This is a genomic window from Pseudomonas sp. p99-361 (genome assembly GCF_003935475.1).
GTDB lineage: Bacteria > Pseudomonadota > Gammaproteobacteria > Pseudomonadales > Pseudomonadaceae > Aquipseudomonas > Aquipseudomonas juntendi.
The window spans coordinates 1-26374 of record NZ_RHQO01000044.1; the positions used below are offsets into that span (position 1 = coordinate 1).

General features: G+C 54.1%; 24 protein-coding genes and 3 pseudogenes. 9 read left to right on the top strand and 18 right to left on the bottom strand.

Features of this window, described 5'->3' with window-relative positions; genetic code table 11:
* Positions 1-224: 224 nt before the first annotated feature.
* From EGJ22_RS18090 to EGJ22_RS18145, 12 genes are all read right to left on the bottom strand, one after another.
* Entirely contained in the window at positions 225-1769 is a 1545-nt protein-coding gene (locus EGJ22_RS18090) for an ABC transporter substrate-binding protein (protein ID WP_120125107.1), read from the bottom strand.
* Positions 1770-1793: 24 nt separating this feature from the next.
* Positions 1794-2594 (bottom strand): urease accessory protein UreF, encoded by an 801-nt coding sequence (locus EGJ22_RS18095; RefSeq protein WP_218568206.1) that lies wholly within the window; start codon positions 2592-2594, stop codon positions 1794-1796.
* A complete protein-coding gene (locus EGJ22_RS26980) occupies positions 2500-3012 on the bottom strand; it encodes an urease accessory protein UreE (protein ID WP_120125105.1) in 513 nt (170 codons plus the stop codon). The genes EGJ22_RS18095 and EGJ22_RS26980 overlap by 95 nt, the downstream gene beginning before the upstream one ends.
* Positions 3013-3021: 9 nt before the next feature.
* A complete protein-coding gene (locus EGJ22_RS26985; RefSeq protein ID WP_120125104.1) occupies positions 3022-3837 on the bottom strand; it encodes an urease accessory protein UreD in 816 nt (271 codons plus the stop codon).
* Positions 3837-4448, bottom strand: a complete 612-nt coding sequence (gene ureG / locus EGJ22_RS18110) for an urease accessory protein UreG (protein WP_120125103.1) — start codon at positions 4446-4448, stop codon at positions 3837-3839. Before ureG ends, EGJ22_RS26985 begins: the two co-directional genes overlap by 1 nt.
* Before the next feature lie 13 nt (positions 4449-4461).
* Positions 4462-6177 carry an urease subunit alpha gene (gene ureC, locus EGJ22_RS18115; RefSeq protein WP_120125102.1) on the bottom strand — a complete coding sequence of 572 codons (1716 nt, stop codon included), beginning with the start codon at positions 6175-6177 and terminating at the stop codon, positions 4462-4464.
* A 3-nt stretch (positions 6178-6180) separates the two neighbouring features.
* Positions 6181-6873: an urease subunit beta gene (locus EGJ22_RS18120; RefSeq protein ID WP_218568409.1), complete on the bottom strand. Its 693-nt coding sequence runs from the start codon at positions 6871-6873 to the stop codon at positions 6181-6183.
* Positions 6874-6963: 90 nt separating this feature from the next.
* Positions 6964-7671 (bottom strand): ABC transporter ATP-binding protein, encoded by a 708-nt coding sequence (locus EGJ22_RS18125; RefSeq protein WP_120125100.1) that lies wholly within the window; start codon positions 7669-7671, stop codon positions 6964-6966.
* Entirely contained in the window at positions 7668-9461 is a 1794-nt protein-coding gene (locus EGJ22_RS18130) for an ATP-binding cassette domain-containing protein (RefSeq protein ID WP_120125099.1), read from the bottom strand. Before EGJ22_RS18130 ends, EGJ22_RS18125 begins: the two co-directional genes overlap by 4 nt.
* Complete coding sequence (locus tag EGJ22_RS18135) at positions 9454-10290, bottom strand: branched-chain amino acid ABC transporter permease (protein WP_120125098.1); 837 nt, start codon at positions 10288-10290, stop codon at positions 9454-9456. Before EGJ22_RS18135 ends, EGJ22_RS18130 begins: the two co-directional genes overlap by 8 nt.
* A gap of 14 nt (positions 10291-10304) precedes the next feature.
* A complete protein-coding gene (locus tag EGJ22_RS18140; RefSeq protein WP_057380858.1) occupies positions 10305-11459 on the bottom strand; it encodes a substrate-binding protein in 1155 nt (384 codons plus the stop codon).
* Positions 11456-12370 carry a nitrilase family protein gene (locus tag EGJ22_RS18145; RefSeq protein WP_120125097.1) on the bottom strand — a complete coding sequence of 305 codons (915 nt, stop codon included), beginning with the start codon at positions 12368-12370 and terminating at the stop codon, positions 11456-11458. Before EGJ22_RS18145 ends, EGJ22_RS18140 begins: the two co-directional genes overlap by 4 nt.
* Before the next feature lie 477 nt (positions 12371-12847).
* Between EGJ22_RS18145 and EGJ22_RS18150 the strand changes: the two are divergent.
* A pseudogene (locus EGJ22_RS18150) lies at positions 12848-13083 on the top strand ((S)-ureidoglycine aminohydrolase); the annotation flags it as partial.
* 446 nt (positions 13084-13529) lie between these two features.
* On the opposite strand, the gene EGJ22_RS26990 reads toward EGJ22_RS18150, so the two are convergent.
* Both EGJ22_RS26990 and EGJ22_RS18160 read right to left on the bottom strand, forming a co-directional pair.
* Positions 13530-13925, bottom strand: a complete 396-nt coding sequence (locus EGJ22_RS26990) for an inovirus-type Gp2 protein (RefSeq protein ID WP_368044933.1) — start codon at positions 13923-13925, stop codon at positions 13530-13532.
* A gap of 142 nt (positions 13926-14067) precedes the next feature.
* The gene (locus EGJ22_RS18160; protein ID WP_371921050.1) at positions 14068-14568 is read right to left on the bottom strand and encodes an IS30 family transposase; all 501 of its coding nucleotides are present in this window, start codon (positions 14566-14568) and stop codon (positions 14068-14070) included.
* Here EGJ22_RS18160 and EGJ22_RS18165 point away from each other — a divergent pair.
* Positions 14559-15215: pseudogene (locus EGJ22_RS18165) on the top strand (IS30-like element ISPsp7 family transposase); the annotation flags it as partial. The gene EGJ22_RS18160 and the pseudogene EGJ22_RS18165 sit on opposite strands and share 10 nt — an antisense overlap.
* Before the next feature lie 63 nt (positions 15216-15278).
* Here the strand turns inward: EGJ22_RS18165 and EGJ22_RS18170 are convergent.
* A complete protein-coding gene (locus tag EGJ22_RS18170) occupies positions 15279-16196 on the bottom strand; it encodes a hypothetical protein (RefSeq protein ID WP_016969430.1) in 918 nt (305 codons plus the stop codon).
* Between the two features lie 45 nt (positions 16197-16241).
* Between EGJ22_RS18170 and EGJ22_RS18175 the strand changes: the two genes are divergently transcribed.
* The 7 genes from EGJ22_RS18175 to EGJ22_RS18205 all read left to right on the top strand — a co-directional run bounded on the left by EGJ22_RS18175 (position 16242) and on the right by EGJ22_RS18205 (position 22773).
* Positions 16242-17114, top strand: a complete 873-nt coding sequence (locus EGJ22_RS18175) for an HET-C-related protein (RefSeq protein WP_016969431.1) — start codon at positions 16242-16244, stop codon at positions 17112-17114.
* Positions 17115-17200: 86 nt separating this feature from the next.
* Positions 17201-18247, top strand: coding sequence for a hypothetical protein (locus tag EGJ22_RS18180; RefSeq protein ID WP_176717494.1), 1047 nt, complete (start codon positions 17201-17203; stop codon positions 18245-18247).
* A 216-nt stretch (positions 18248-18463) separates the two neighbouring features.
* On the top strand, positions 18464-18781 hold the full coding sequence (locus EGJ22_RS25995; protein WP_158619536.1) for a hypothetical protein: 318 nt from the start codon (positions 18464-18466) through the stop codon (positions 18779-18781).
* A gap of 794 nt (positions 18782-19575) precedes the next feature.
* A complete protein-coding gene (locus tag EGJ22_RS18190; protein WP_025999834.1) occupies positions 19576-19830 on the top strand; it encodes a hypothetical protein in 255 nt (84 codons plus the stop codon).
* 180 nt (positions 19831-20010) lie between these two features.
* Positions 20011-20286 carry a metal/formaldehyde-sensitive transcriptional repressor gene (locus tag EGJ22_RS18195; RefSeq protein WP_016974633.1) on the top strand — a complete coding sequence of 92 codons (276 nt, stop codon included), beginning with the start codon at positions 20011-20013 and terminating at the stop codon, positions 20284-20286.
* Positions 20283-21227: a CDF family Co(II)/Ni(II) efflux transporter DmeF gene (gene dmeF, locus EGJ22_RS18200; protein ID WP_016974632.1), complete on the top strand. Its 945-nt coding sequence runs from the start codon at positions 20283-20285 to the stop codon at positions 21225-21227. Before EGJ22_RS18195 ends, dmeF begins: the two co-directional genes overlap by 4 nt.
* Positions 21228-21873: 646 nt before the next feature.
* Positions 21874-22773 carry a bestrophin family protein gene (locus tag EGJ22_RS18205; protein WP_016974635.1) on the top strand — a complete coding sequence of 300 codons (900 nt, stop codon included), beginning with the start codon at positions 21874-21876 and terminating at the stop codon, positions 22771-22773.
* 281 nt (positions 22774-23054) lie between these two features.
* Here EGJ22_RS18205 and fdm read toward each other — a convergent pair whose 3' ends face one another.
* The 3 genes and pseudogenes from fdm to EGJ22_RS18220 all read right to left on the bottom strand — a co-directional run.
* Positions 23055-24254: a formaldehyde dismutase gene (gene fdm / locus EGJ22_RS18210; RefSeq protein WP_016974636.1), complete on the bottom strand. Its 1200-nt coding sequence runs from the start codon at positions 24252-24254 to the stop codon at positions 23055-23057.
* 500 nt (positions 24255-24754) lie between these two features.
* Positions 24755-25969, bottom strand: a complete 1215-nt coding sequence (locus tag EGJ22_RS26795) for a DNA binding protein (RefSeq protein WP_016974637.1) — start codon at positions 25967-25969, stop codon at positions 24755-24757.
* 70 nt (positions 25970-26039) lie between these two features.
* Positions 26040-26363: pseudogene (locus tag EGJ22_RS18220) on the bottom strand (Dyp-type peroxidase domain-containing protein); the annotation flags it as partial.
* Positions 26364-26374: the final 11 nt, after the last annotated feature.

Sequence of the window (26374 nt, forward strand, 5' to 3'; positions counted from 1 at the left end):
AAAACTCCATGGCAATGCGGCATGATGCTCCGGCTTCAATTCAATAACCGTGTTGCACTCAGCTTCTGCAACCGCCCTTATTTAAGAGCTATGGTGCCGCTGCACCTCTATGCATATGCAAGGTGCAGCTTGATCCGCTTGCCTGCAAACTGCTTAAAGCCCTCTTCGCGCGCCATGTTCCAGCAGCTCGCTTGCCGACTCATGTTTGACCAGGAACGATTCGGTCATTCGAGCCTAACTTTTCGGAAGTCTTGCCAACACTGGTTTACGACGGTGAGCCCCTTCACCCTGGGCGAAAACGCGATCATACCTCGACGGGACGTGAACAGGGGAAGAATCGGGAGTGATTCCATGACCCTTGCATCAGCTGCCCTGTATAGCGCGGCTCTTTCCGACGAGTCAATCGTAGCACGAGCGAGATCTAAGAATCCGTCGAGATGAGGGTCATTGTTATACCCAGCGTTGAAACCTCGGGGAGACTGATTTGCCCCATGTAGGATCTGTGATAGCCATAGATCGCACGACATCCCCCAGCTCATTTCACTGAATGCAATGCCAGACGGCGCCCCCTCACGCCACTGGTTGCAGTAAGCTACCCAATCCGGATGCAGCGTTACATTTAAGCGAATACCAACCTTGGCTAGATCGAGCGCGAGCCGCTGATAAATGGCCCCTGGATCGAGCTGCGCAGACCCCGCTTGCGCCGCAATGACATCCAAAACCAAGCCATCGTTTGCCCCTGCCTCGGCCAAGAGCTCCCTTGCCCGCTCGGGATTGTAGACATAGCGATTTGCTGCATGCGGGTCATGAGCAGGGGAGCCTGGAGATAGCGCACTATGCGCCGGAACAGTCGCCCCCGGAAATAACTCAGCGCATAATGACTCTCTATCAATAGCGTACGCAATTGCCTGCCGAACGCGCAAATCTGCGATAAGCGGATCGCGCAAGTTAAATACCAGATACCAGAGATATGGTGGGTTAAATGAGGGCACGGTGAACCCTAGCGCCGCCAGTTCCTCAAGGTCAGCGCCCTCTAAGCTATAGGCGACATCCACCTTCCCCTCAACCAATGCCCGGACGCGAGCCTTGCGGTCAGGAAAAGGTAGGAACCGGATCCCTTCTATCTGTGGCGGGCCGGCCCAGTAGTCATCGTTCCGCCGCAGCTCGACCGCAGACCCTCCATCCGTCTCAAAACGAGAATGAAACCGGAACGCACCGGTACCAGGAGCTTTGTCGGCACAACCATCAGGACCGAGTTTGCGAATGGCCGCCGGACTAATCAGCGACTGAGCACCGGGTGCGTCTTCTTGGGTCATGTAACGCAGAAATTCAGGAAACGGCTCGGAAAACTTGAACTCTACGGTCATCGAGTCTAAAGCGCGAACTTTTTCAATGAGGCCAACGCCCATGCGATTGAAGTCCGCAACAACCGGAGAGAAAAAGGGCGAGGTTGCGCAACACATTCTCTCGTAGTTGATAACTACAGCCTCCGCGTCGAGTGGACACCCATCATGAAAACGAACCCCTTCTCTGATTCGAAAAGTATAACGACGGGCGTCTGGTGACGTTATGCAATGGGTCGCTAGTCGCGGAACGAGGCTGGTGGGCGCGCCGTCCGAAGCGGGTAACTCTCCGAAGTCATCTTCAAACAGGCTTTCATGTGTTTGGTGAACCACGCGGCCTGTATTCCAACCCCCGAATGATCGGGGCGGATCGACCTCGTCCACAGCCCAGTCAAGCGCAACGCGCAAAATCTTGTCTTCATTCATATGGGTGCGTCCTAATTAGCATTGTCAAGTTGCAAATAGCCGACCGTGCTCACGAGCGTGGCGCATAGCTGCTATGTCTAGCCCCACAGCGGCGCCACCTTCCATCTCATCCGGGCGAGTTACAAGCGCGATCTCTGCCGCTGCGATAATTTGCGTGGAAAGAGCTACCATCATTCCTTGGGCCGCCGTGGCCGAAAGCACATCCAGGCGAACGGCTGCCGAAAGAATCATCGTAGCCACACCTCTCAGCTCAGCTAGCACAGCATTCTCACGGCTAACCCCCATTGCCGCCGCCAGGGCTCCTGATATGACCGCTAGATGACCCGGCGTAACCTTGCCCGCCACCGCGGTAGCGTATTCCGCCAACATCGGGTCTGCATGAAGTGACGGTGCTAACACCGCTAGGCGACTTCCACAGCGACGTGAGGCCACCTGTGCTGGAGCCGTAAATTTCAGTAGGTCAAGCCGCGCATCTACTGCTTTCAGCTCCTCTAAGTTCCGATCCACAAATGCCGTATGAGCCAACGCGGTCCCCGCACCGTCTGCGCGGGCGCTGCCATGAATCAAGGCCGAGACGATCATTTCACGGAGCGCGTCTGGCGTGGTCACGCGCCCATCCCGAAGCATTCGCTCAAGGCCGAACGCATGGGCGTGCCTGCCTATAGGCAGCGCGGAGTCGGCAAGCTGCATAAGGGACAACAATGGGCCAGCGCGCACGGCTAGGTCGCCTTCAAGCATCGTCAGAATTAGCGACGGGGTGATGGTGCTCGTGTGCACTTCCCACACCATTTGGAGGTCTTTCAGCCGCAAAAGGTCTTTCTTCAAAGCGTATCTTTAGCTCACGCAACCCGAGGGCCTGGACCGATCTCCCAACAAGATCAGGCGTATCGGTCACCGGTACAAGGATCTCATTACCGTGTAGCTCCGCGGGACTGTGACGGTTCCCGAGAGCGTGGCCAATCCGGAACACCGCCTCAGGGCCCAGCTCGTCGAGCGAGATTACCATCACCAGTTCGGGGCGGCGGGAGACGACCAATATACACATCCCATCATCATGCAAAACTGCGCCGTCAAACATCCAGCTCACACGGGGCAGCTCGATGCCTAGATCTTCGCCCCCCTCGCTGCAAGTGCGTAACCGGCGGCGACCCGCATCGGCCGATGCAATCCATACACGGTCCGTCTGACGACCGGAAAACTTTTGGTCGTTGACGTGGCCCAGAATACTATTCACTAAAAGCATTATCCCTCTTCATTTTCTTAGTAGTGGAGCGGGACGGCCGCGCATGTGGCGACGGGCGACATCCCAAGCCACCTGCGTCGCCATCCGAAGATTTGGCGCATCGTCAGCTAGAAAACGTCCCACCGCACCATAGCCTGAGGCTAACGCAGCTGCACCACCATACACACCCGGTAAGGACGCCAACCGTCGACTGATAAGAGTCGCCAATTCCTCATGGTCGCCCTGTTGGGACAACGCGAATATGGTCCCAACAAAACCACTCGACGCTAACGCCCCCTCTAAGGCCGGACTCGCCTCCCCAGGACGGAAACTCGAAGCGTCAACAAGCACAGGGCGTGCGCTAAAACTGACTTGAAGGCGCGTCGAGAAGCTTCGATAAAGGTGCTCCTCGCCTCTCGCCACCCGGCCAGCCGCGAAACTCTCCATGAAAATGGCCTCGGCTCCGTGGGCCAGTGCAATACATGTGTGCTGCCGGTGTTCCGCTTGCGCATGCGGGATTATCATATCCGGGATGTACTCGAAGAAGGCTCCTTCGCTCAGCTCGATCATCGTCGTCTGTACTGATAGCGCTTCACCTTGCAGACGTGTAGCGGACGGTGTTGAGAGACAAAGTTCAGCGCTAGCCTCAAGGTGTACGGCAATATGCAGGCGATCACCGCCAAACACTGATCCTGCCGCGTTTTGCACATATATTAGCGCACCAGATTCTGACTCCATGGGCAAAACGGCGGTAGTCGTCAACGGGTAGCGCTGTTGTCGTGCAGCAAGTCGCGTTCGACCATGTCGATCACGAGCAAAGCGCAACGACAGCACTCCGTTGCCCATCAAGGTTTCCGCCCAAACAGCGCGCTATGGACAATTTGTTCAAAAACGAGCTGCACACCCTCGCCATTTCGCAGATCGGTAAATACTGAAGCGCGATCGGGACGTGCTGCGGCTACGTCCGCTCTGAAACGCGTCATATCGACATCGACATGAGGTGCTAAATCGATCTTATTGACGACTAGCAGGTCTGCCCTTAACAGGCCTAACCCATTCTTCCGAGGAATGTCGTCTCCGCCGGCAACATCAATGACGAAAGCCCACCAGTCCACGAGCTCGCTAGAAAATGTAGCGGCTAGATTATCTCCCCCGCTTTCGATGAGAATCACGTCAGGCTGAAAGCGCTGCTCCAGCCAAGCTGCTGCCTCAAGATTTACCGAAGGGTCCTCGCGGATAGCAGTATGCGGGCAGGCCCCGCTTTCAACCCCAAGAACCCGCTCAGGATCGATGAGGCCGGAGCGCTGAACACGTTCTGCGTCCTCGTGAGTAACCAGATCATTAGTGATCACGGCGACAGAGATACCTCGCGCGGCGAACAAGGGGAGCAATCGCTCGACCAGGCGCGTCTTGCCACTGCCTACCGGCCCTCCGAAACCTAAACGCACTGCAGTCAAAGGTTTGCACTCCTTATTTCAACATATATGATTGGCCGAGAGAGACCTGCGATGTGGGAGGGCTGTCGATGGCCTGTCCATCGATGTAAACCCGAAAGTTCTCAGGGTCGACGTCGATTTTAGGTAACACATCATTCAGCACCATATCGCGTTTAGTGAGACGGCGCGTGTCGGCCACTGGACGCAAGGTAGCTTTCAAATCGAGTCGCTGGGCCACCCCGGCTGCGATGGCAGATGGAGAGACAAAACGCACGCCGAGTGACTGCGGAGCGCGACCAAAGTACCCCCACATCGGGCGATAACGCACTGGTTCGCAGGTCATAAGAGAAGCGTTAGCCTCGCCCAAGGGAGCCCAGACAGGGAAGCCAGATTTCAGTACTAGTTCCGGTTTGATGCCAAAGCTGTCCGGCTTCCAAAAAATAAGGTCTGCGAGCTTTCCAGGCTCAATCGAGCCCACTTCATCTGCGATGCCGAACATAAGAGCAGGATTGATAGTATATTTGGCGATATAGCGACGAATTCGGAAATTGTCCGCATCGCTGCCACTATCCTCGGGCAAAGCGCCCCGTAACTCACGCATGGTGTCAGCAAGCTGCCAACAGCGAGCGATGGTTTCACCGATGCGCCCCATCCCCTGGCTGTCGGAACCGATCGCGCTGATCGCTCCCATGTCGTGCAAAACGTCTTCGGCGCCAATGGTTTCTTTTCGAATACGACTTTCCGCAAACGCCACGTCCTCAGGCAAACGTGGATTGAGATGATGGCTCGTCATCGCCATGTCGAAATGTTCATCAAAGGTGTTGATGGTGAATGGATTCGTAGGGTTCGTAGATGAGGGCAGTACATTCGATATGCCGCACATGCGAATAATGTCTGGCGCGTGCCCACCCCCGGCGCCCTCGACGTGATAGGCGTGAATGCACCGTCCGGCCATGGCGCGCAGAGTGTGCTCTACAAATCCTGACTCGTTTAGAGTGTCTGCGTGCAAGTGGATCTGCCCACCGCCGATCTCCGCGGCCTTCAAGGCGGCATCGATGATGGCCGGAGTCGCCCCCCAATCCTCGTGGATTTTCAAACCCGCTGCGCCTGCAGCAAGCTGTTCGAGCAGAGGCTCGACGGCATGCGAGGCCGCCTTTGCAATGAAACCGAAGTTTATCGGAAAGGCCTCAGCTGCTTGAAGCATTAGCCCCAGGTTAGTTGTGCCTGTCGACGCAATGGGAACCGTAGTGGGTCCGAGCCCTCCTCCCATCAGCGTGGTGATCCCCGCCGAAAGAGCTTCATCCACCTGTCCCGGATCTATAAAATGCACGTGGCAGTCGATTCCGCCCGCCGTAACGATATGTCCTTCCGCGGCCCGGATATCCGTGTTCACGCCCACCGTGAGCCCTGGCGTTACGCCATCCATAAGATTGGGGTCGCCAGCCTTGCCGATTCCTACGATCCGGCCATTCTTAATGCCGATGTCGGCCTTGATAATGCCCGCAACGGCATCAATGATCAGAGCGTTGGTTATGATCAGGTCCAAAATGCCGTCGGCAGCGGTCAGCACACCGTCACAACCGGTGCCCCCTCGTACCGTCTTGCCCGCGCCAAAGACTAACTCATCGCCCCCTACACAGAAATCGCGCTCCACCTTCGCCCAGAGGCCAGTGTCGCCTAGCCGTACGCAGTCTCCTTCCGTAGGACCGTACAGTGATACATATCTAGAGCGTTCAATAGACTGAGCCATACCCTACTCCTGTAAAAAACTTTCCAAACGGATCATCGCGGCAGAGCGCACGGTTGGGTCATCCAAGGCCCCGTTCACCAGGCCTGCCAGACCATATACAACTCGGGCTCCCCCAATAGCCACCAAGTCAACCAGGCGGGTGTCTCCCGGCTCGAAGCGCACCGTGGTTGCAGCTGGGACGTCGAGCCGGAACCCGTAGGCGGCGGCACGATCGAAGCGCAGGGCTGGATTGACCTCGAAGAAGTGATAGTGCGATCCAAGCTGAATGGGCCGGTCCGCGGTGCTTTGGACACGCAAGGTCACCGTTGGCCGATCCGTATTGATTATCACCGGCTGCTCACCCAGGCGCCAGCGGGGCCTGTGAGGCGCGCCAGGGACAGTGGATTTGCCTGGGCCGATGGGGTCGTGTATGCAAACCAGCTTTTGACCGTCCGGGAAGAAACCCTCGACCATGACAGCATCGAGGCGCTCTGATACCCCTTCCATCACGTCGTCTTCAGTCAACAGCCCGGACGCGATCGAAACCATCTCGGTAACAGTACCTCCTCCGCGCGCACCTTCGCAGACGGTATCCGCAATAATCGCGCGTGCCTCGGGCTCGCTGAGTAAAAGGCCGCGCGCCTGGCGCGATCGCGCCAGTTCAGCAGCCTGGCGCAAAAGAAGTCGATCCACCTCACGGGGCAGTAAACGCATCATTCTCTTCCTGTCTTGGTCGGCCTGCTTGCGCCTTTAACACCGTAGTGGCCGTTTTGAAACCATAACCACATGGTCCGTCTCGAATGCCGGTCAAACGGCCAGGTGATTCGAGAGAGTTTGGGTCGAGGCAACATCATCAACGTTCCCTTGTTCTACAATCTCGCCGAGCTTGAGCACCATAAAGCGGTTAGCGACCGATAGCGCAAAGTCGAGGTTCTGCTCCACAAGCAAGACCGCAATGCCCAGCTCATCCCGTGCTCGGATAAGGACCTCGCCCATGCGGTCGACCATCGCAGGCTGCAACCCTTCACTGACTTCGTCAATAAGCATCAACTTTGGCTGGGCGATTAGGCCACGCGACATCAACAGCATCTTTTGCTCGCCCCCAGACAACGTTCCGGCCCGCTGTTTTAGGCGCTCGAGCATTCGGGGGAAAAGGGTTTCGAGAGAAGGCAGGCGCTCGTGGAAAAGCCGGTTCGAAGCTACGCCCAGCCGGAGATTCTCTTCGACCGTCAGATCGGGAAAGAGCGTGTGCTCTTGGGGGGTATGAGCCACACCGGAGCGTGCCATCATGTGCGGTCGGATGTTCGTAACATCATCCCCGTCCAGCGAGACAGTACCGCTGAACGGACTTACGAAGCCCATGATTGTTTTCAGCAGGGTGGACTTACCCATACCGTTCTTTCCTAGCAAAACGACTATCTCGCCCTTGGAAACGCCCAGTGAAATGTTTCGCAGTACAGCAGCTGTGCCGTAACCACTGGTAAGCCCCTGGACGCTCAGAAGCTCTTGGTTCATGCTACCGCCTCCTTTTGTAGGCCTGTATAGGCAGCTTTAACCAAGTCCGACGCCACTACCTCTTCAACAGTCCCTTCCATCAAGATCGCACCTTGATGCAAAACGACCACTCGATTGCAGATAGCACGCACGAAGTCGAGATCATGCTCTATAAGCATAATGCACAAGCCGAATTCCCGCGTCAGGCGCGTGAGCACCGCGCCGATGGCCATGCGTTCAGGCCGGGTCAAGCCTGCAGTGGGCTCGTCAAGTAGGAGTACTGAAGGCTCAGTTGCCAGCACCATCGCCAGTTCCAGTCCCCGCTTCATTCCGTGCGATAAGTTGCGCGTCTCCTCCGCTAGCATCTTATCGAGGCCCGTGGTCTTCAGAATGTCTAGCGCTGGATGGGGAAGCGAAACGGTTTCGCGCCTGTCGAACAACTTTGCACCATCGATTCGATAACGAGCCAACTGGAGGCATTCACCGACGGTTAGAGTGTCGAATAGATTTGTATTCTGGAAACTGCGTCCCACCCCAAGTCCAACGATATCTTGGGGCGAGCCCCGCGCTATTTCGACGTTGTTGACTCGAACAGCACCGCCGGTGCGCTCGTTGCCATCACTAATGCAACGCATCAATGTCGTCTTACCAGCCCCGTTGGGTCCAATAATTCCTAGCAGCTCAGTGCCGTGCGCATCCAAGTTCACATCACGCAGGACCTGTAAGCTCCCATAACGACGAGATACTTGACTGAGGCATAGGGGCGGCGCATCTCCGAAAGATGCATGCAGCATCCGGCCCGCGGGTGCCGGGCTAAGCCTGATCGCGTGAATTTTCTGGACACGCTTGGGCCTCAGCTTACGCCATAATGCGCCTATCAACGGCGCCAGCCCTCGGGGCAGGAGCACAATGACCAAAACAAAAGCGACGCCTGTCAAAAGCTTCCAGACAAAAGGCATAGCGCCGGATAGCCATGAGGAGATTGTATCGATCCCGATCGCCGCAAAGACCGGCCCCAGTAACGTGGCCCTTCCGCCGAGTGCGGTCCAAATAAGTAGCTCCGTGCCCAGCTGAAATCCTGCCATTTCGGGAGCAACAACATTGGAGAAAGCCGCATAGCCGAAGCCCGCTACAGACGCCACCATCCCGGCGAATACCATCAACATAGTCTTGATGCGAGAGACGGGGATGCCCAGATAGGCGCTACGCTCTTCGTTCTCACGTATGGCTATGAGGACCCTACCAAAATCGCTACGCACCAAAAGCCAGCCGGCCGTAGTCGTGAGCACCAAAAAGCCCCCTGCAATCCAGAACCAAACTTTCAAGTCCCAGTAATATGTAGGGAATCCTGAAAGCCCGCTCGATGATCCCGTAAAGCTGCCTCCTGAATATATTATCTGGGTCAGCACAATGGGCAATGCTAGCGTTATTATGGAAGAATACAGAGGCGACGAACCATGAAAGAAAGCCAGCCATCCAACAGCAGCAGCAACGATTGCAGCCGTGCCAAGCGCAACAGCGAGCGCGGCAAGTGCCCATCCAGGGCCGAAACCGTAATGGGTAAAGATCAGCCCGCAGGCATAAGCTCCAATGCCGAAAAAGGCCGACTGACCGAATGTTAGAACACCCGTATAACCCCAAAGTATGTCGACAGTCATCACCACTGCCGCCACAAACAATGTACGGATCAAAATATTTGTCAGATAGACATCGAGGAAGAGCGGCGCTACAGCGATGATGGCCAAGCCTGAAAGGCACCCAATCAGTGCAGCACGATGTGTGTAAGACATAGAAAGGCGATTATCAGGCACGGCTAAACCCCTTCGGCTTTAAACGCAGAATCAGTGCGGCAAGAACAACGATAGTCATGCCGCCGAGAATGGGACTGATGTAGGTGCTGACAAGGACCTGCGATCCACCAAGTAGCAGCGAAGCGACCAACAAGCTCGGAAACGAAACGCCCGAAATCATCACTAACATAAAGCTGTTCACCAACCAAGGCAGCCCCATGTTTGGATCCACCGAGAGCAATGGGGTGATTAACGCTCCGGCTGCGCACGCTAGTCCTGCACCCAAGCCGAAAGTTATGGATCGAACATTCGCACTATCTATACCTAAGCCCCTAGCCAGCGGTTCATTGGCAATGACCGCACGTGCATTCAATCCGAAGCGGGTGAAACTCAACAAAGCACTAAGCGCAACTGCCAACACTATGGCAACAGCTAGCATGGCCAGCCGATATCCAGAGTATTCATTTCCAAAAACATCTATCGTACCTAGAATCGGTGAGGGCGCGAACTGCACGCCCCGCCCGAAAGTCAATGCAAATACTTGCCCGATGACAATGCCTAGCCCCCATGTGGCCAATATCGCGTCCAAGGGCCGATGATAGAGCGGTCTGATAATGGTTCGTTCAATCACCAGCCCCGCCAAGAATCCCAAGACGGCCGCCGCCGGGACAGCAAGCCATGGGTTGAGGCCAGCAGCGCCGACAAGATAAGCTATGTATCCGCCAGTGGTCAAAAATGCTCCATGAGCAAAATTGATGAGTTTCATTACACCGAGGATGATCATGAGGCCCGTCGAAACCACGAACAAAATTGCGGCGGTCGTCAAAATGTCAAACGCTAAAGCCTCCACGTTGTGGTCTCCCGTTACTTGTTAGCGAATTGCGGACACTGTTCGCCCGGGTCAACTTTTGGGATCGATTTGACGAGCTGAACTGAACCATCAGCAGCGACGCGGCCCAAATACATATTGAGCGACGCATGACGTTGCTTATTCATGATGACGGAGCCGCGGGGCCCTTCCACTGTCACTTCCCCTAGCGCTTGTATAACAGCAGCAGAATCAGTCGAACCGGCCTTTTCGACAGCCGCCGCGTACGCATATATGGCTTCGTACTGCGGCACCGACAACTCGTTCGGCGTCTCGGTGCTGCTTCCAAACTTCTTCTCGATCGCCTCAAGGAAGGCTTTATTCGCTTCAGTCTCTAGGCTTGAGAGGTAAGATGCGACAATGTATATCCCCTCGGCGTTATCCCCCATGCTTTTGGCTGTGCCTTCATCGAGGGCGTAGTTACCATAGGGGATCGAGATACCTGCAGCGCGCAGCTGCCTGGTGAGCGTCACGTTTGGCGCGCCGCCGGCCGTTGACGTAATCAAGGCGTCCGGATTGGCCGAACGTAGTTGAGAAATGATTGCGGTCCAATCTGATCCATCCATCGGCAAGTACGCCTCGCCCACCACACTGCCTCCCTTACTCTCGACGTACTCTCGAGTGTACTGCAGCATGCCGCGACCAAAGGCATAATCGCTGCCGATCAGGAAAAACTTCTTGGCCTCGTTCTCGCCCATAAAATGGTCGACAACCGGGGCGACCTGCTGCTCTGGCACCCAGGCATTGATGTACATCCAAGGAGAGCATGAGCGCCCTTCGTAAAATGATGTATAGATGAGGGGGACCCTGCCGCGATTGACGATTGGTAAGCCAGCATTTCTGGCAGCCGTAGTTTCCATTGCTACGATGCCGTCAACTTTCCGTTGAAAAACGAGACTGTCATAGGCGCGCTGAGCGCCTTGGGCTCCTGATCCATCATCAGCAATTTCAAGCCGCAGCTGACGCCCCAAGATTCCCCCTTGAGTATTTATCTCCTCGACAGCTAACTCCGAGGCTTGGACGACCGAAGGTGCAACGACGCTATTAGCGCCGCTTAGACCTACTGGTATACCTATTTTTATAGGGTCGGCTGCATATGCTGAAGCTCCCACCGATAGACCGATACCAATTAAAAGTGCACGTATCTTCATTGCTCTGCCTCTAACTTTGTCAGGTTAATCTGGATATCTGCGCCTAAATTCTCGCCGTATACATCTGTTCGTCTATCTGTTAGCGGGTGATTGACACTGCTCCAGCTGCGTTCGCGCCTAGGGTCCATATCCACCTCCCCGATGAGGATCTTTTCTTCACTTTCAGAGCACGGCCCGGCTACAGGCCAGCCTGAACGATTGATGATTACACTATTCCCTAAGAATCGTTGCCCACGCTCGATGCCCACCCTGTCAGCGCATGCAATGACTATCGAATTACTGTGAGCCGCGGCCATATGAAGAATGTTTGCCATTATTGGGTGGCCTGCCGGTTGCTCTGGCATGGGCACCCAGTTGGTTGGCACACATACTATCTCTGCACCTTGGCAAGCCGACAGACGAAACATCTCGGGGAACCAACCGTCATAACAAATAACGACACTGATCCGGCCCACTAGAGTATCGAACACGGGTAGACCACGGTCGCCCGGCTCGAAATAGAGCTTTTCATCTGCCCATAAGTGAAGCTTGCGGTAAACCCCTAGCACTCCTGAAGGGTCGATGATAACTGCGCTGTTATAGAGACAATTTCCGTCGCGCTCTACTAGCCCGGCGACGATTGTCACTTCTAGCCGGCGAGCTGCTTCGACCCACGCATTAGTAGTAGGCCCTTCAGGCACACGCTCGGATAATGTAAGAGTTTCTTTCCGCGACTGAAATATATAGCCGGTGCTGCATAACTCTGGCAAAACTATCAAGCGAGCGCCGTAGCCGGCAGCCTGCTCAATCAGGTCGATGCTGCGTGTGACGTTGTGCTCGACCTCGCCAAACTTTGGTTCAAACTGGATGCAAGCAATTTTTAGCTTTTGTGGGCTCTGGTCGGGACCAGAGTGACTAAGGGTACTAAGCATCAGATCAGCTCCTCCGACCGGTCGCGCGCCGAAATAGCGCACTACAAAACCAGAACACAACCGCTACCGCTTCATAAGGAATAATTGAATTTCCGGGATGATCACTGAATATTTCGCCAACCGGTATATCAAACGAATCAAAACGATAGCTGCGCGTTCCTGACACAAGCAACGGGCGTGCCACCTTGGAAAGCGAATGAAACATTCTTGATTTTGGGGCCTTTACGACCGAAAGTACGCGAAACGATAGGCTGTTTCGATTGCGTCTTCCTAGGCGGCCGCGCCGATTTAGGTGAAGCGACGCACTGCAGTGGCACATTGATCGCCAAGGTTGCGTTCAAAAGATGCACGGCGTACGACCTCTACCGCATCTTGCGCGAGGAGCTGGGTTAACGGCAGCGCCGTCGCCAGTTTCCTTTCCTAGAGCATTCAAAGGTATTCACCCCACCGGGCAGAAAGTTGACGATGTTTACATGCATGTTCCCCTTTGCCGAAACCCATGTAATGGAGCACGGCCTGTGCGTGTTGGAAGGCAAGGCGGTGTGCCTGCTGAACAAGGATTGGGTCGAGTTGAAGGCCGGCGACTAGGCGACTATATGTGGCTGCGCGCCCTCTGTGCGCAAGCTTGCTATGCTGGTGGTCCAGGCCCGTTCCGCTATCTGCTGTACAAGGATGTGAACCGGCATATGAAACTGCCGAGCTACGGCCGCTGACAGGAACAAGCTTATTGATGATGGGCCAATCTCTAATAAAACTTCGCTGTTGCCGCTATAATGTTTGCTGCCTTCGGCGCCTTGAGCAGCGTCGCCGGACCGAGTACTTCATGATCAACAGTGAGCGCTCTCGCCGTTACATGGTTCGGTCAAGCCCGTGCCTCTATGAGAGGATGCCGGAACGCTCGTTAGCATCTTGCGAGCCGGGGCGACAGTGACTAGGGATCTAGCGTTGTTCTGTGACGAACTTTTGCCTGATGCGTGAGGGCTTCCGGGACAGCCCGCCGGAGAGTCGCCCAGCAGCGAGCGGCGAGCGGTCTCTGATAATTGCTTACGCCGGCGACGGGCCCTAGTCCAAACACCCCAGCTTCCTGGGCGGCCCTGCTGTTGCTTTTCTCGGTGTCGGCAACTGCTCCGCGGCCTGCCACTCAGGTATAATGGGAACGTCACGCACGACTCGCCCCAAAACAGTGTAGCCCGTCTCCAAACACCTTTGTTGCGACCTTACATATATAGCTCGTTCGATAAAGAAAGTCTGCCCGAGCAGCCGGGTCGTCACGATGTATTTCATACACGGGGTTTTCGGATATATGTGCTCGCCCGGATGCAGATGCCACCGGAAGCACAAGGGCGCTTGCCCACGCCTCCTGAACGCGGTTGTAGTTGTTGTTTCTTCCGAGCTCGAACATGCCCAACGAGGAGTATGCATCCTTATTTAGCATGATCGCGAGGTGGTAATGCGGCCTTCCCCGCTCCCCTATCTCGCGACACCATACATAGTGAACTCCGCTTTGATGCGCCGTTCCGCAAACCTTCTGCGCCATGGCACGGTTATGCCGTATTTTCGCTTAGAAAGATGCGATGAAGCGGCCTAGTACAGCGTTAGTAAAAGCATCATGGGGTAGCACGCCGTTCAACGGAAGAATGCAGGTCCACTCTAAAAGCAAATATGCAAGGCGGTTACAGGAGCTGAGTGCAACACGGTTATTGAATTGAAGCTGGAGCATCATGCCGCATAGCCATAGCTTCCTGCATCACCTCGTCCATAACCTCGATCGGACACTTGAAGTCGAAGCGCTTACGGGGGCGCATGTTCAGTTGCAGTGCGATGGCATCCAGTTCCTCCTGGCTATGCACCGACAAGTCCGTGCCCTTGGGCAGGTACTGGCGGATCAGGCCATTGATGTTTTCGTTACTGCCGCGCTGCCAAGGGCTGTGCGGGTCGCAGAAGTAAATCGCCACCCCGGTCTGCTGGGTGATTTCAGCATGCCGCGCCATTTCTCGGCCCTGGTCGTAGGTCATGCTCTTGCGCATCGCCAGCGGCATGCCATTGAGCGCTGCACTGAAGCCTTCCATCGCCGAGGTCGCCGTCGCGTCGTTCATCTTCACCAGCATCAGGTAGCCACTGGTGCGCTCCACCAGCGTACCTACAGACGAGGCGTTGGCCTTGCCCTTGATCAGGTCGCCTTCCCAATGCCCTGCCAGTGGGTGAGCTGCGTAAGGAGCTGATCATCTGTCTGCGCCAAGGCAAGACGACGCGCCGGCCGCGCTCTGGTGGCGTGGATCGGCGCGGCCAGATCCCCGAGATGGTCAGTATTCATGTGCGCCCGCCGGAGATTGAAGACAGGCTGATGCCGGGGCATTGGGAAGGCGACCTCATCAAGGGTAAGGCCAACGCCTCGTCCGTCGGTACGCTGGTGGAACGCACCAGTGGCTACCTGATGTTGGTGAAGATGAACGACGCGACGGCGACTTCGGCACTGGAAGGCTTCAGCGCCGCGCTCAATAGCATGCCGCTGGAGATGCGCAAGAGCATGACTTACGACCAGGGCCGAGAAATGGCGCGGCATGCTGAAATCACCCAAAGAACCGGCGTGGCGATCTACTTCTGCGACCCGCACAGCCCCTGGCAGCGCGGCAGCAACGAAAACATCAACGGCCTGATTCGCCAGTACTTGCCCAAGGGCACAGACCTGTCGGTACATAGCCAGGAGAAGCTGGACGCCATTGCGCTGCAACTGAACATGCGACCGCGCAAGCGCTTCGACTTCAAATGCCCCATCGAGGTGATGGGAGAGGTCATGCAAAACTCCATGGCAATGCGGCATGATGCTCCGGCTTCAATTCAATAACCGTGTTGCACTCAGCTCCTGCAACCGCCCTGTATCTGCACGCGGTAAACGTGATTATGCAGTTTACGGGCTTTGGTATAAAGGCAGTGGATCTGCACCTTTCTGGCGAGCCTCCTCAAAGTTATGAAGTAAGGCTTTGGTCTCCTCTGATTGCTGGATGAGGTGATTACTGCGCAGTATCCTCCAGGCCAAGTTTGGGTGTGACATGTTCTGATCGAAGAACACCAATGGCTTCCCCGTCTCCAACGCTCCAAACTCGTCGAGCGTTCTGTAGGCCTGCATGTTCCAGCTAAGTTTCGTCAGTTCGTTAGCCACCCAGTTCGCTTCTATTGAGGTCGTGAAATCAGAGGTGGACCGCGACCACTCGCGTACAAGCTCAGCCGCGAACTCATCTGCTGCTTCTTCCCTAGCTTTAGCAAGAGCCGGCTCGGTGTTCAACTGCGAAAGACTGCCATTAGAGAACTCGGCACCTGTAGTATTTTTGCTCAGGTGGCCGACTTCATGAAGCAGCATAAACGTCAGCAGATGCTTTGATTCAAGCGTCATGCGCCCCGAACCTTTGGAGTGGGCGTTCAGCCATGCCTCGAATGCTGGTAGGTTTACGAAAACGCACGTGCAGTCTCGCGGGACCACCGCTGGCGTTGAGATAGCTCCAGCAGGCGACTTCACCAGGTAAACGGGTACTGACTGGGCATCGCCTTCATTCCACGTCCAGGAAGGAGTGAGTGTTGGACCATTAGCCTTGGTCATCAGGTTTGCAGACTTAATCGCAGATTCGAGAAGCGGCCGCTCAGCGTTGGTGTGCTGCAACCCGCGAAGGGCCACTGGATCATGATCTGCAGCTACCAACAGTATCGAATTACCAAGCATGCTGATCCCTGCGACAAACACGATAGCGTGAGATAAGCTTTTTCGGGTGTAGAAAGAGAGCAGTGTGCGTGAGCCATTCTGGTTTTTTAGTGTCAATTTCTCGATGTGCATGGTGCGGTCGCTCTAATCTCGGCACAGGTGACAAGGAGAGTAGGCATGGTGAGTCATACTGCATTGGTTGTTGCGGCCTTTTTGGTGTGTTGGCAACTGGCACACGCGGCAGAGGGAACGAAAGAAAGGCCAGAGCCCCCACCCGACACAGTGCCATCTCTTGAACAGGCGAACCCTCCAGTTTCATGCATCGGCTGCGACCAGCCATTCGATACAAGCACCCATAAGCAGGTGCTCGAGGGCTTGGCGAACAATCCTTACCTCGCCGAGCTACGCAAAGCCCTCTACCAGCAGGACATCATCCACCAGTTTGAATCCAAGGCACATTTTGACAACTGCGACTTTGATTCGGCGACTACTTACGTAACGAGCTTACTAGATGAGGCAAGCAGCTACGTCGAAAGAGCGCAGAAGGCCAAAGACGTGGGTGATCTGGCAAAAATGAAGGATGCTGCTGCCAGTGCGTTCTTTTCCATAGGACAAGCCCTGCATGCTGTGCAAGACTTCTATGCGCACACCAATTATGTCGAAATGCGGGCGCCGAAAGCCCGAAAGGTTACGGACATTGAAGTCATCGCTCCGTGGAAGCCTAAGGGGCGTGATCGTATTAAAGAGCTTCGCAAGGAAGGTCTCTACTCTGGATACGTTTTCTGGGGTGTGCCGCAGCTGTGTCCAGCTGACACAACGTCGCATGGCGATCTGGCGAAGGACACCGCTACCACTAAAAGCGGGGCGAAGAAACTTCCTAACCTTCAAAATATCAACCAGTACAAGGTGGCGGTGTTTTTGGCCAGGGAGGCTTCGTTGGGGCTTATGGAGGACGCCTTCAACAGGTGGCCGCTTTTGAAGCAACTCAATGGCAAGCATGTAGCGTTCGAGACGTTTGTAGACCGTCGTAGCATCGGCGAGACGCACTGAATATGGGCGTGAGTTGGAAGGTGCTCGTTGCCTGCGGACTGCTTTGCTCTCTCTCAGCCAACGCGCAGATGATTCCAGGTTGTCGGTTGGACAGTTCTTCGGCCGCATTGGTTGAACAGACCATTAACCGAGCTGCCCAGGCCTACCGGGAGCTCGGAAAGGCACTGCCTTTCGATACTGTCGTCGTGAACCCGCGGGCAGCGTTAATTGAGGGACGTACTCTAACTGCCTATATCGTTACCAATGCCAATTCAGATGGAATTGACGCTTATGGCTGTGCTACTCAAGCAGTCACGAAGGATGCCCCCTTAGACGAGCTGAGCGTACGTGGCGGCTGTCTGATTGTTGCTGCTGAGAGACTAGAGCTTCGTTGCTCTTCAAGTGCGGTGGCGCTGTTTGGAGATATCGGTGAAAAACTGGGTCGAGCCAATCCGGCGCTGCTGTATGTGCTCGCTCATGAGCTTGGCCATGTCTATCAACGGCAGGCTGGCGAGTACGAAGGTCGAGTCGCTCAACTCGAACTAGCTCAAGATCGCGAAGCCAAGCTTCAAGCACTGCAAGACTCATGCGACCCGGTCTCAACCAAAAGGGAGGAGGATGCTGATGCCTATGCCCTAGACGTAATGAAGCTACTGCTGCCAGAGCCGCCGTATCGGGAGCCGCTCTTCTCGCATCGTGGCTCGCTTCTGTGGAATGTTGATCAGCTCGTTCTGGCAGCCAACGCATGGCAGCAATCCTCGCTGGCGCAGGAATTCATTAGTCGCCCAGTGGTGCATGAGACCTTTGTGCCAACGGAGTTCCCTACGCCTGAGGCTACTGTCGAAGCGAAAGCCCGCAAGTTCGTTTGTGAAGTTATGACCGGGAAGTCTGGAACAATTTATCACCCTCTACAGTCAGCGACGCACCCTTCGCTCGATCAACGGATGGGACGTATTGCTGACGCAATGAGGCCAATCTCAGTCTCTTTGCCGAATGACACCAACAAGACTCAATTTGCGTCGGTCGCAAAGCTCCAAAGCGACCTAGGCCCAATCTTCAGCCAAATCTATCGGGAAACGGCGGTCTATATGGAGTCAATGCAGGCGGCTATTTGCACGGTGGTCAATTCGCCTGAACCCCCAGCCTGCGATTAGGAACGTGGGTTTCGAGTAGGCTATTCCTGCTTCAGTGCTTCCATCGTTTCGGGAGCGAGAGGACGTTCCAAGGCGACGTCATCTGCGGTGGAATTGCTGGTGCCCTCTAGCTCTACCCTGTCGCGACTCCTGTATCGATCCCTACTGATTTGGAACTACAAAAGACCCGGCAAAGCCGGGCCTAAATTTAGTGGAACGAGCCTACGACCGCTTAGCTTGTACATTCAGTCGATCGGAACCACCTTCAGCTATACGCTGGAAACCTGGGGTGCGATCGGAACCACCTTCAGCTACACGCTGGAAACCTGGGGTGCGATCGGAACCACCTTCAGCTACACGCTGGGAACCTGGGGTGCGATCGGAACCACCTTCAGCTACACGCTGGGAACCTGGGGTGCGATCGGAACCGTTTTCCGAAATGGGAGCGCTCACAACGCCACTACGCGACTGGCCAATCAGAGTCTGTTCTTTTTGGCTGTACGCCGCAAAGGTGTTCGCACTGAATGCCACGATAGCGACGCTGATAACTACTGATTTGATGGATTTCATGGCGGCAACTCCAGAGACTATGTGAGTTGTGGGTGCCGCAGCTACGATGTGCGCTGCTGACCCCGCAGAAGGACCTCCTTGCTGCATGGGGTTAGATTAATTTTTCGTATGAGGAAGCGTTACATGGTAAGTGCCGCCTTTTTGCCTAATCCTCTCGCAGTATCGAATCCCGCCCCTCACCGTTTACAAGCTGCCGGTCTTTCTCATGCTATCCAGGAGCAAAAGCTCGAACCTAGGGACTATCCGAACATGGATTCGTGGAAAGCGCCTCCGGTTCGATATCGACCAAACCGTTGTTTCACTATCGAATTTCTTCCAGCGCGATTACTAGCTAGTCGCTGGGGCCAATCAGGATCGTTGCCCAGACGCCGTCACCGAGCCGAAACTATGTGCCACTGCGCACGGTGGTGCGCTTGCCCGGAGTATGCCGCAGGGTAAGTTCTCTGGACTAAGCAAACTCCTGTCGACCCATCACGTGTTCATCAAGGGACTAGCGGCTTGGCGGCTGGATGATTATTAGGTGACGGCGGTGAAGATCGTCTACTGCGGACCGGCCAAGGCCGGGTTGGACCCGCGCCATCTAATCACGCTGTACGCGCTACCTTCCTGCACAAGTAACAGAACCGCACGGCATGCCCGAGGACACCTCCTTCGTCCACCTCATCACCTGCGGAGGCGACCTGAAGCACGTTCTACTACTTCCAGCACTGAAGGCCGTCGTTCATTAGAGCTATGGCTTGCTGAAATGACTGGTACCTGCGGTTCTGCTGAAGATCGTGATGATCATCGGTATGTCCTGGATGGCTGCGCCAGATGCTCAATGTCCCAAAAGTCCCGAAAACACTGCCCTCAGTCCGGAACAGGCCAAGGCCTGCGGTAACGCGGGCGACACGCAGCGTCGCACCGTGACCACTATGATTGGCCAGCTCAAGGAAATACGCAGCAAGATGCTGTCGCTGAAGAGTCGCAACGAGACGTTGAAAAACGAAGTCAGCCTTTCCCTCAAACCGGCGAAAGGCGCGAGATTAATCTAGAAGTGCTCGCGGGCGGCCAAAGCCAAGGACGGCTCTATCTTCACTTCCTCCGGATGACGGCTGAAAGCCTCATAAACTAAGCCATTCGTCTCAAGCTCTTGCCTTCAGAATGTAGCCCCTTGAATAGGGGGGTGGGGTATGCCATTCTCTGCGCCACTTATATAGGTAGGGGGGTATACGATGAGCCATCTTGCAGCCGAGAAAGGGGCGCTGCTCAAACGCGTCAAACGTATTGCCGGGCAGGTTCAAGCAATCGAAAAAGCACTGGTGGATGAGGCGGACTGCGCAGCAACACTTTTTCTCGTGGCTTCGGCCCGAGGCGCGATGAACGGACTCCTGGACGAGATAATCAAGGACCATGCCTGGGCTCATGTGGCAGCCCCTTCCCTTACTGATGAAGAGCGCAGCAAGGGAATGGAAGAACTCCTAGAAGCGATTCAGCGGTATTCGAAATGATCTCGGACATCCAACCAATGAGCACCTCAACATTACCCCACGATCATGTTTTTCTCGGTGCCTCTCATGAAGAGAATGCCAAGCGCACGCTTGGGGTGGTCTTACTGACCGTTGTGATGATGGTGGGTGAGATTGCCGCTGGCTACATCACTGGATCGATGGCGCTGCTTGCTGATGGTTTCCATATGGCCACGCACGCTGGTGCGCTCGGTATAGCGGCAGCCGCGTATGCTTACGCAAAACGCCACGCCAATAACGCCCAGTTCAGCTTCGGAACCGGCAAAGTCGGTGACCTTGGTGGATTTGCTTCGGCGCTCATCTTGGGCCTGGTTGCCCTGGCAGTCGGTGCCGAGTCAGTCGTCCGTCTGTTTCAACCCAATGATGTCCAGTTCGGCATGGCTATCGGCATCGCGGTAATTGGCTTGCTGGTGAACATCGTAAGCGCACTGCTGTTGGGGCACGGGCACGGGCACGACCATGATCACGGACATAACCATCCTCACGATCACGCTCCTGGGCACAGCAGCGGGGATAACAATCTGCGGTCGGCCTATGTACACGTCCTTGCCGATGCCCTGACCTCGGTGCTGGCAATCGTGGCATTGTTGGCGGGCAAATACCTTGGGTGGGGCTGGTTCGACCCTGTGATGGGTATTGTGGGGGCTATGGTTATTGGGCGTTGGTCATGGAATCTAATGAAAGTGACTTCCGGCGTCCTCCTGGACAAAACCGATGACCACATAGTGCAGGAAATCCGCGACTTCCTTGAACAACCGGGTGATGTCCAGATCTGCGACCTGCATGTTTGGCGCGTAGGACCCGACGCTTACGCGGTTATCGTCAGCGTCGTTGGTGGAGTAACCAATGTTGCAACTATTCGTGAACGGTTGCTACCGGTTCATGAAATACGGCATCTGACGGTGGAGATCCACCAAGCCTAATGAATGGGGTGCAGGTCGCAATTGCGGCGTACACCCCATGCTTCACTGCCTCACTCCCAGCTAACTCCTCAATGACTTCGTAGATCGATCCCCCCTTTATTCCACTCTTTCGGTTGAAAAGCGATCTTTGCGTCAGTTGCGGCCCCTCCAATGGTTTTTTGATAGCGTTCGGCTCCTCCCCCCCCCCGATAGGCAAAAAGTCACGGCGAGTTTAACGTCTCAATGATAGAGAAAACCGATTGATGGTGCGCTCGCCAACACGCTCTAGCTCAGCTTAAAACAAACATCAGCAGTTCCGCGCCCTCATCAGAGAGCACCCTCGCCTAGCCAGCTAGACCTACGCAATGCGTTTTTCCAGGGGCCACGCGAATAAAAACGATAGCCACTCGCTCCCCTTTGAGCTGCCTCACTCTTTACGAACAATTTTTTCAATGACTAGGTGCGACGAACACTGCACAATCGTATGCTTTACTTGGAAAAACCTGAATGTGTCACAGCCAGGAGCTATTCAAGCTTTTTGGGGATCCAAACAAACGCGATGCCCCATCACACCACAACTGAAAACCTAACACACGCCTATGCACTTTGGACGTCAAGCGACAGCTATCGTGCATTGAGAAATTCCAGCCACTGAAAAGGAAAAATCATGATTGTCCAACCTACCCCTGGTGTATTAGGCCTTTTTTTTACACTCAAAGGATCCATTGTTAGACGCATCGCGACACGATGCCTGATGATTGCCATCTTGGCGTCCTTGATAGTTTTGATCGAGAGTCGTCATCCTGAATATTTTTTACATGTTAGCGCAACACCATTCACCCTACTTGGCCTATCCCTTTCTATTTTCATGAACTTCCGCAATAATGCCTGCTATGATCGTTGGTGGGAAGGACGCAAAGCATGGGGTATGATGATCATTGAGATACGCTCATTTATACGCGAGAGTGCAGCCATATCTGACCAATCTCTTAGAGAAGACATACTGCGCAGTCTCTGTGGGTTCGCACATGCTCTAAATGCCAAACTTCGCAATGAGCATGAGGCTCAAGCAGCTAGCTCATGGCTTTCTAGCGATACACTAACTTCTAGTCACAATGTCAGCGATCACATTTTGCAACATATCGGAGCCACGTGCTCTCGCTTGGCCACCGATAAAATGATTAGCGATGTACGATACTTGGTACTAGTAGAACGACTGAATGCGCTTACACAAGTACAGGGCATTTGCGAACGTATCAAAACCACCCCAATTCCGTTCCCTTACTCCCTACTGCTCCATCGGACCATTTATCTATTTTGCATCTTGTTGCCTTTCGCGATGGCAGAGCCCCTTGGATGGATGGCCCCCGTGTTCACCGCTATCGTAAGTTACACCTTCTTGGGACTAGACACCATTAGTAACGAACTTGAAGATCCTTTTGGACGAGAAGAAAATGACCTTCCTACAGATGCAATGGTTCGAGTCATCGAGCGGGACATACTAGGTGCGCTGGACTGCAAAAATCTTCCCCCTCTGCGACAGCCAATAAACTGCATACTCAGCTAACCATTGACAAACAACCAGAAATTACCGGAAGCCAGTGAACAACGAATTAACTTCACGAGCCTTATAAAGGCCCTGCTTGTCAAGAGCCTTGCCTCTCCCAGTAATTAGGGAGCGGCAGTTCTATGGGTAGTATGAATGACTGAACGGTGCGAGCACCTGGATCTTACGGCCTGCCCCACAAATTTAGTGGGGCAGGCTTTCACTCACTACAAAACACTCATTTTAGCCCGTTAACAATACTGCCAGAGCATCGCCATTCGCGAAACACCTCAAATGCTAGCTCATTTATTCTTCAACATGCCATGCGGATCGATAACAAACTTAGCGGGAGACCCCTTATCGAATTTCGCATACCCATCCGGTGCTTGATCAAGTGTAATCACTTCAATATTCATCACCTTGGACAAATAAGGCATTTGATCCCAAAGTATTGCTTCGGTCAGATGGCGATTGTAGTTTGTCACTGGTGCCATTCCAGTCATAATCCGTATGGATTTTGTCCACATCTTGCCGAAGTCAAGATGCAAGCGTCCGCTCCCTGCATCTTTATTAACAGGATCAGGGTCGCTCCCTACATAAATACCCGGAATTCCGATTGCGCCACCTGCTCGGACTACATCAAAGAGGCTATTTAGGGCACCGTTAGGCGTCTCAGTATTAGCTTCGTCACCAAGGCCATGTGCTTCAAAACCAACCGCATCTACACCACAGTCGACTTCCGGCTTACCTAGTATCTGATCAATCTGATCGCGCAGCGGTGCAGAGTTACGTAAGTCGATCGTTTCAAAACCGGCATCAGATAGCAGCTTCAGGCGCTCAGGATTCTGGTCGCCCACGATCACACATGCCGCTCCTAACAGTCGCGCCCCCGCCGCCGCACAACGTCCTACTGGACCTGCACCTGCAATGTAAACATGGCTACCTGGCTTCACTCCAGCAGAAACGCAACCGTGAAAACCTGTCGGTAGAATATCTGAGATAAGCGTCAGGTCTTTTATTTTTTCCATCGCCTGTTCTTTATCACCAAACTTGAGCAGCATATAGTCAGCATAAGGAACAAGAACATACTCAGCTTGACCACCAGACCACCCTTTCAAGTCAAAGCCAAAGGCACCTAAATCCGCATCTGGGTTGACCAGGTTATTTTCACAAACGTCAGATCGCGCCTCTTTACAGTTGCGGCACCGCCCGCACGCAACATTAAAAGGCACAGACACTAAATCGCCGATGTCCATTAATTCGACATCCGAGCCCTTTTCTACCACTTCCCCAGTAATTTCGTGCCCGAGCACGTGACCTTTAGGAACGATAAAGCGCCCACGATAAATGTGTTGATCTGAACCACAAATATTTGTTGATACAACCTTTAAAATCACCGCATGTTCAAGCTTTCGATTATTGTGCTCAAGCTTGGGATAAGGAACTGTTTCAACCCGAAGATCACGGGTCCCATGATAGACGACGCTTTTATTACCGGCCATCGCAAACACCCCTTCAGCTAACGTTAACTAGCTTTAAGTGCTCAGTCTTCCTTTACTTTTCGCACCACGGAACTTAAATGATAGACGGGAACAAAGCCCTGTCAAGGCTGTTTTTTGAAAAAATTCCTTTGGGCTATCTAATCTTCGCAAAAAACAATTAAACATTTTAGACGAAAACATATAGGAGGCATTAACAAAGATCGAAATAATCTTTCCCCAAAAGAGCCGACCAAATCAACTGTTTAACCTATAAAATCCATATAGGAGACCGCAAAAAACATCAACCAATTACATCCACATCACCCATAATCCTGCTGATCTCAAGATTAGGATGGCTTCGCTGGCGCTTGATATTGACGACAGGAGTGATAGCGCCTGCTAGAAAGTAAACGAACACAATTGCCTTTAGGGGATTATGAAAGGTCTGTTCATCGAGCGTTCACCACCAGATCGCAAAACAAGCCACTCCATTGGAGTGGCTGTCGCGTTAATCTGGTAGCTTATTGAACTAGCCAAGACTTAACCACATCGCCACCATACTCACCTTTCCAAGCCTTGAGGATTTTATGGTTGCCGCTCTTGGTTTCAACCATTTCACCGTTGTGAGGGTTTTTGTAGATCTGAGTAGTACGCGCGCGGCGAGCCCTTTTAACCGGAGGTACTGACGCCCCTTGCTTTCCGCTTTCTGGGATTTCAACTGTCGGAGAGAAGTGCAGATTGATCAAAAGATGGTAGAAGACTATGTCTTTACCTCCTCTGCGCCGGGTCTCGCTCGCTAGCCAAATATGATCTACATCATGGAGCACTCTCAATGCACTAGGAGCTCCGTCACTGATTGTATAACCAGTATATGCCTGATTTGAAACGTAGGAATTATAGCCTTTCACGAGGTTTGCAAAGTTCTTAACATCGCAATAACCGACCATCACCACAGGGCTGAGAGACTCACCGTCATACCCCGCAATTTTGTTGAGGTGGTCTCCAATTGTCGTAGTGTCTACAGAGAAGAGGCGGAACGCTTCGAAAATCCCCACTCGCCTGCTGTCACTTGAAGTGATGAAGCCGTCAATCTCTCCTGGACCTTTACCAGAAGCCGAATGCCCGCCGCGCTTTTGATCTCGCAAGGAGAGTTTAGCATGCGACATTCGCTGATCGAACAGTGATACGAACCAATCGTTGATCCAATCCTCCAGGGTCATGCCGTCAAAACTCACATTCCCTTCGGTATCCTTGAACCCAACTTGAAGGTTACGTTTGCGAAGGACGAGTTCGCCTGCGACGGCGAGCATGGTGTCTCTGAGATATTCATGAGGGGCCAGGTCTGGCTTGACCACCTCCACGTAGCCTTCAAAGTCTTTCGCAATGATCTGGTTGTAATGTTGCCGCAGCTGCGCGACAGACCGTTGGCCACTCTCGATCATGAGCAGCATGAAGTCCTTTGTCGATGGAGCATCCTTCTCGATCTCAGCTAGCGCGGATATCAAATCATCAATCCCAAGCTCGGCCATTGTCGCGTGATTGATTTCCTTGTAGCGGGCGAGGATCTTTTTGACAGTAAAGGAGTCTCGACGTGCTAAAAGCGCCTTGCAATACGGAGTAAAAATTAGCCTTCGCCCTTGCTGATCGGGGCTAAGCTGAGCCCAAAAATGTTCGATTCCTGGTGCTGCGCTGAGTTGGTAGGCTTCTAGAACGGTTGCCACCCAAAATTCAGCCATTTGATATGGCGACTCCATTCTTGAATCTGTTTGGAAGCTGGCCAAAGCACTTTTGAGCCTGAGCTTGTTAGGATCGACAGCAAACAATTTGGTCACCCGGCGTGGCGACGGCCTTGCGCTCGCCACTGCCGAACTCACGGAAAGCATGCAGGCCAGCCGGTCGCGGGGTACCGAACAGACTGTCCCAGACCGCCGCGCCGAAGCCGATGACACAAGACAGGTTACCGCGCGGCACCCGTTTGCCGACCGAGCGAACTAGCCCGCCAAGATCGGCGCACAGGTCATGTACTCGGTCGCGGCTGTCATTGCCAGGATTGAGCGTTGCCACCAGGAAGATTGCGCTGCGGGTAACCGCACCGTCTACCGCCTGGGGTTCAATTTCATGATGATCCATAGAAACGCTAT

What these genes read in the sequence shown, in the direction of transcription:
- ureC (WP_120125102.1), bottom strand. Translation starts at nt 6,177, where the DNA reads ATGGCTCAGTCTATTGAACGCTCTAGATATGTATCACTGTACGGTCCT.
- EGJ22_RS18190 (WP_025999834.1), top strand. Translation starts at nt 19,576, where the DNA reads ATGATCATCGGTATGTCCTGGATGGCTGCGCCAGATGCTCAATGTCCC.
- EGJ22_RS26795 (WP_016974637.1), bottom strand. Translation starts at nt 25,969, where the DNA reads ATGGCTGAATTTTGGGTGGCAACCGTTCTAGAAGCCTACCAACTCAGC.
- EGJ22_RS18125 (WP_120125100.1), bottom strand. Translation starts at nt 7,671, where the DNA reads ATGAACCAAGAGCTTCTGAGCGTCCAGGGGCTTACCAGTGGTTACGGC.
- EGJ22_RS26980 (WP_120125105.1), bottom strand. Translation starts at nt 3,012, where the DNA reads ATGCTTTTAGTGAATAGTATTCTGGGCCACGTCAACGACCAAAAGTTT.
- EGJ22_RS26985 (WP_120125104.1), bottom strand. Translation starts at nt 3,837, where the DNA reads ATGGGCAACGGAGTGCTGTCGTTGCGCTTTGCTCGTGATCGACATGGT.
- EGJ22_RS18175 (WP_016969431.1), top strand. Translation starts at nt 16,242, where the DNA reads ATGGTGAGTCATACTGCATTGGTTGTTGCGGCCTTTTTGGTGTGTTGG.
- EGJ22_RS18120 (WP_218568409.1), bottom strand. Translation starts at nt 6,873, where the DNA reads ATGATGCGTTTACTGCCCCGTGAGGTGGATCGACTTCTTTTGCGCCAG.
- EGJ22_RS18145 (WP_120125097.1), bottom strand. Translation starts at nt 12,370, where the DNA reads ATGCTTAGTACCCTTAGTCACTCTGGTCCCGACCAGAGCCCACAAAAG.
- EGJ22_RS18140 (WP_057380858.1), bottom strand. Translation starts at nt 11,459, where the DNA reads ATGAAGATACGTGCACTTTTAATTGGTATCGGTCTATCGGTGGGAGCT.
- EGJ22_RS18090 (WP_120125107.1), bottom strand. Translation starts at nt 1,769, where the DNA reads ATGAATGAAGACAAGATTTTGCGCGTTGCGCTTGACTGGGCTGTGGAC.
- EGJ22_RS18195 (WP_016974633.1), top strand. Translation starts at nt 20,011, where the DNA reads ATGAGCCATCTTGCAGCCGAGAAAGGGGCGCTGCTCAAACGCGTCAAA.
- EGJ22_RS18170 (WP_016969430.1), bottom strand. Translation starts at nt 16,196, where the DNA reads ATGCACATCGAGAAATTGACACTAAAAAACCAGAATGGCTCACGCACA.
- fdm (WP_016974636.1), bottom strand. Translation starts at nt 24,254, where the DNA reads ATGGCCGGTAATAAAAGCGTCGTCTATCATGGGACCCGTGATCTTCGG.
- dmeF (WP_016974632.1), top strand. Translation starts at nt 20,283, where the DNA reads ATGATCTCGGACATCCAACCAATGAGCACCTCAACATTACCCCACGAT.
- EGJ22_RS18205 (WP_016974635.1), top strand. Translation starts at nt 21,874, where the DNA reads ATGATTGTCCAACCTACCCCTGGTGTATTAGGCCTTTTTTTTACACTC.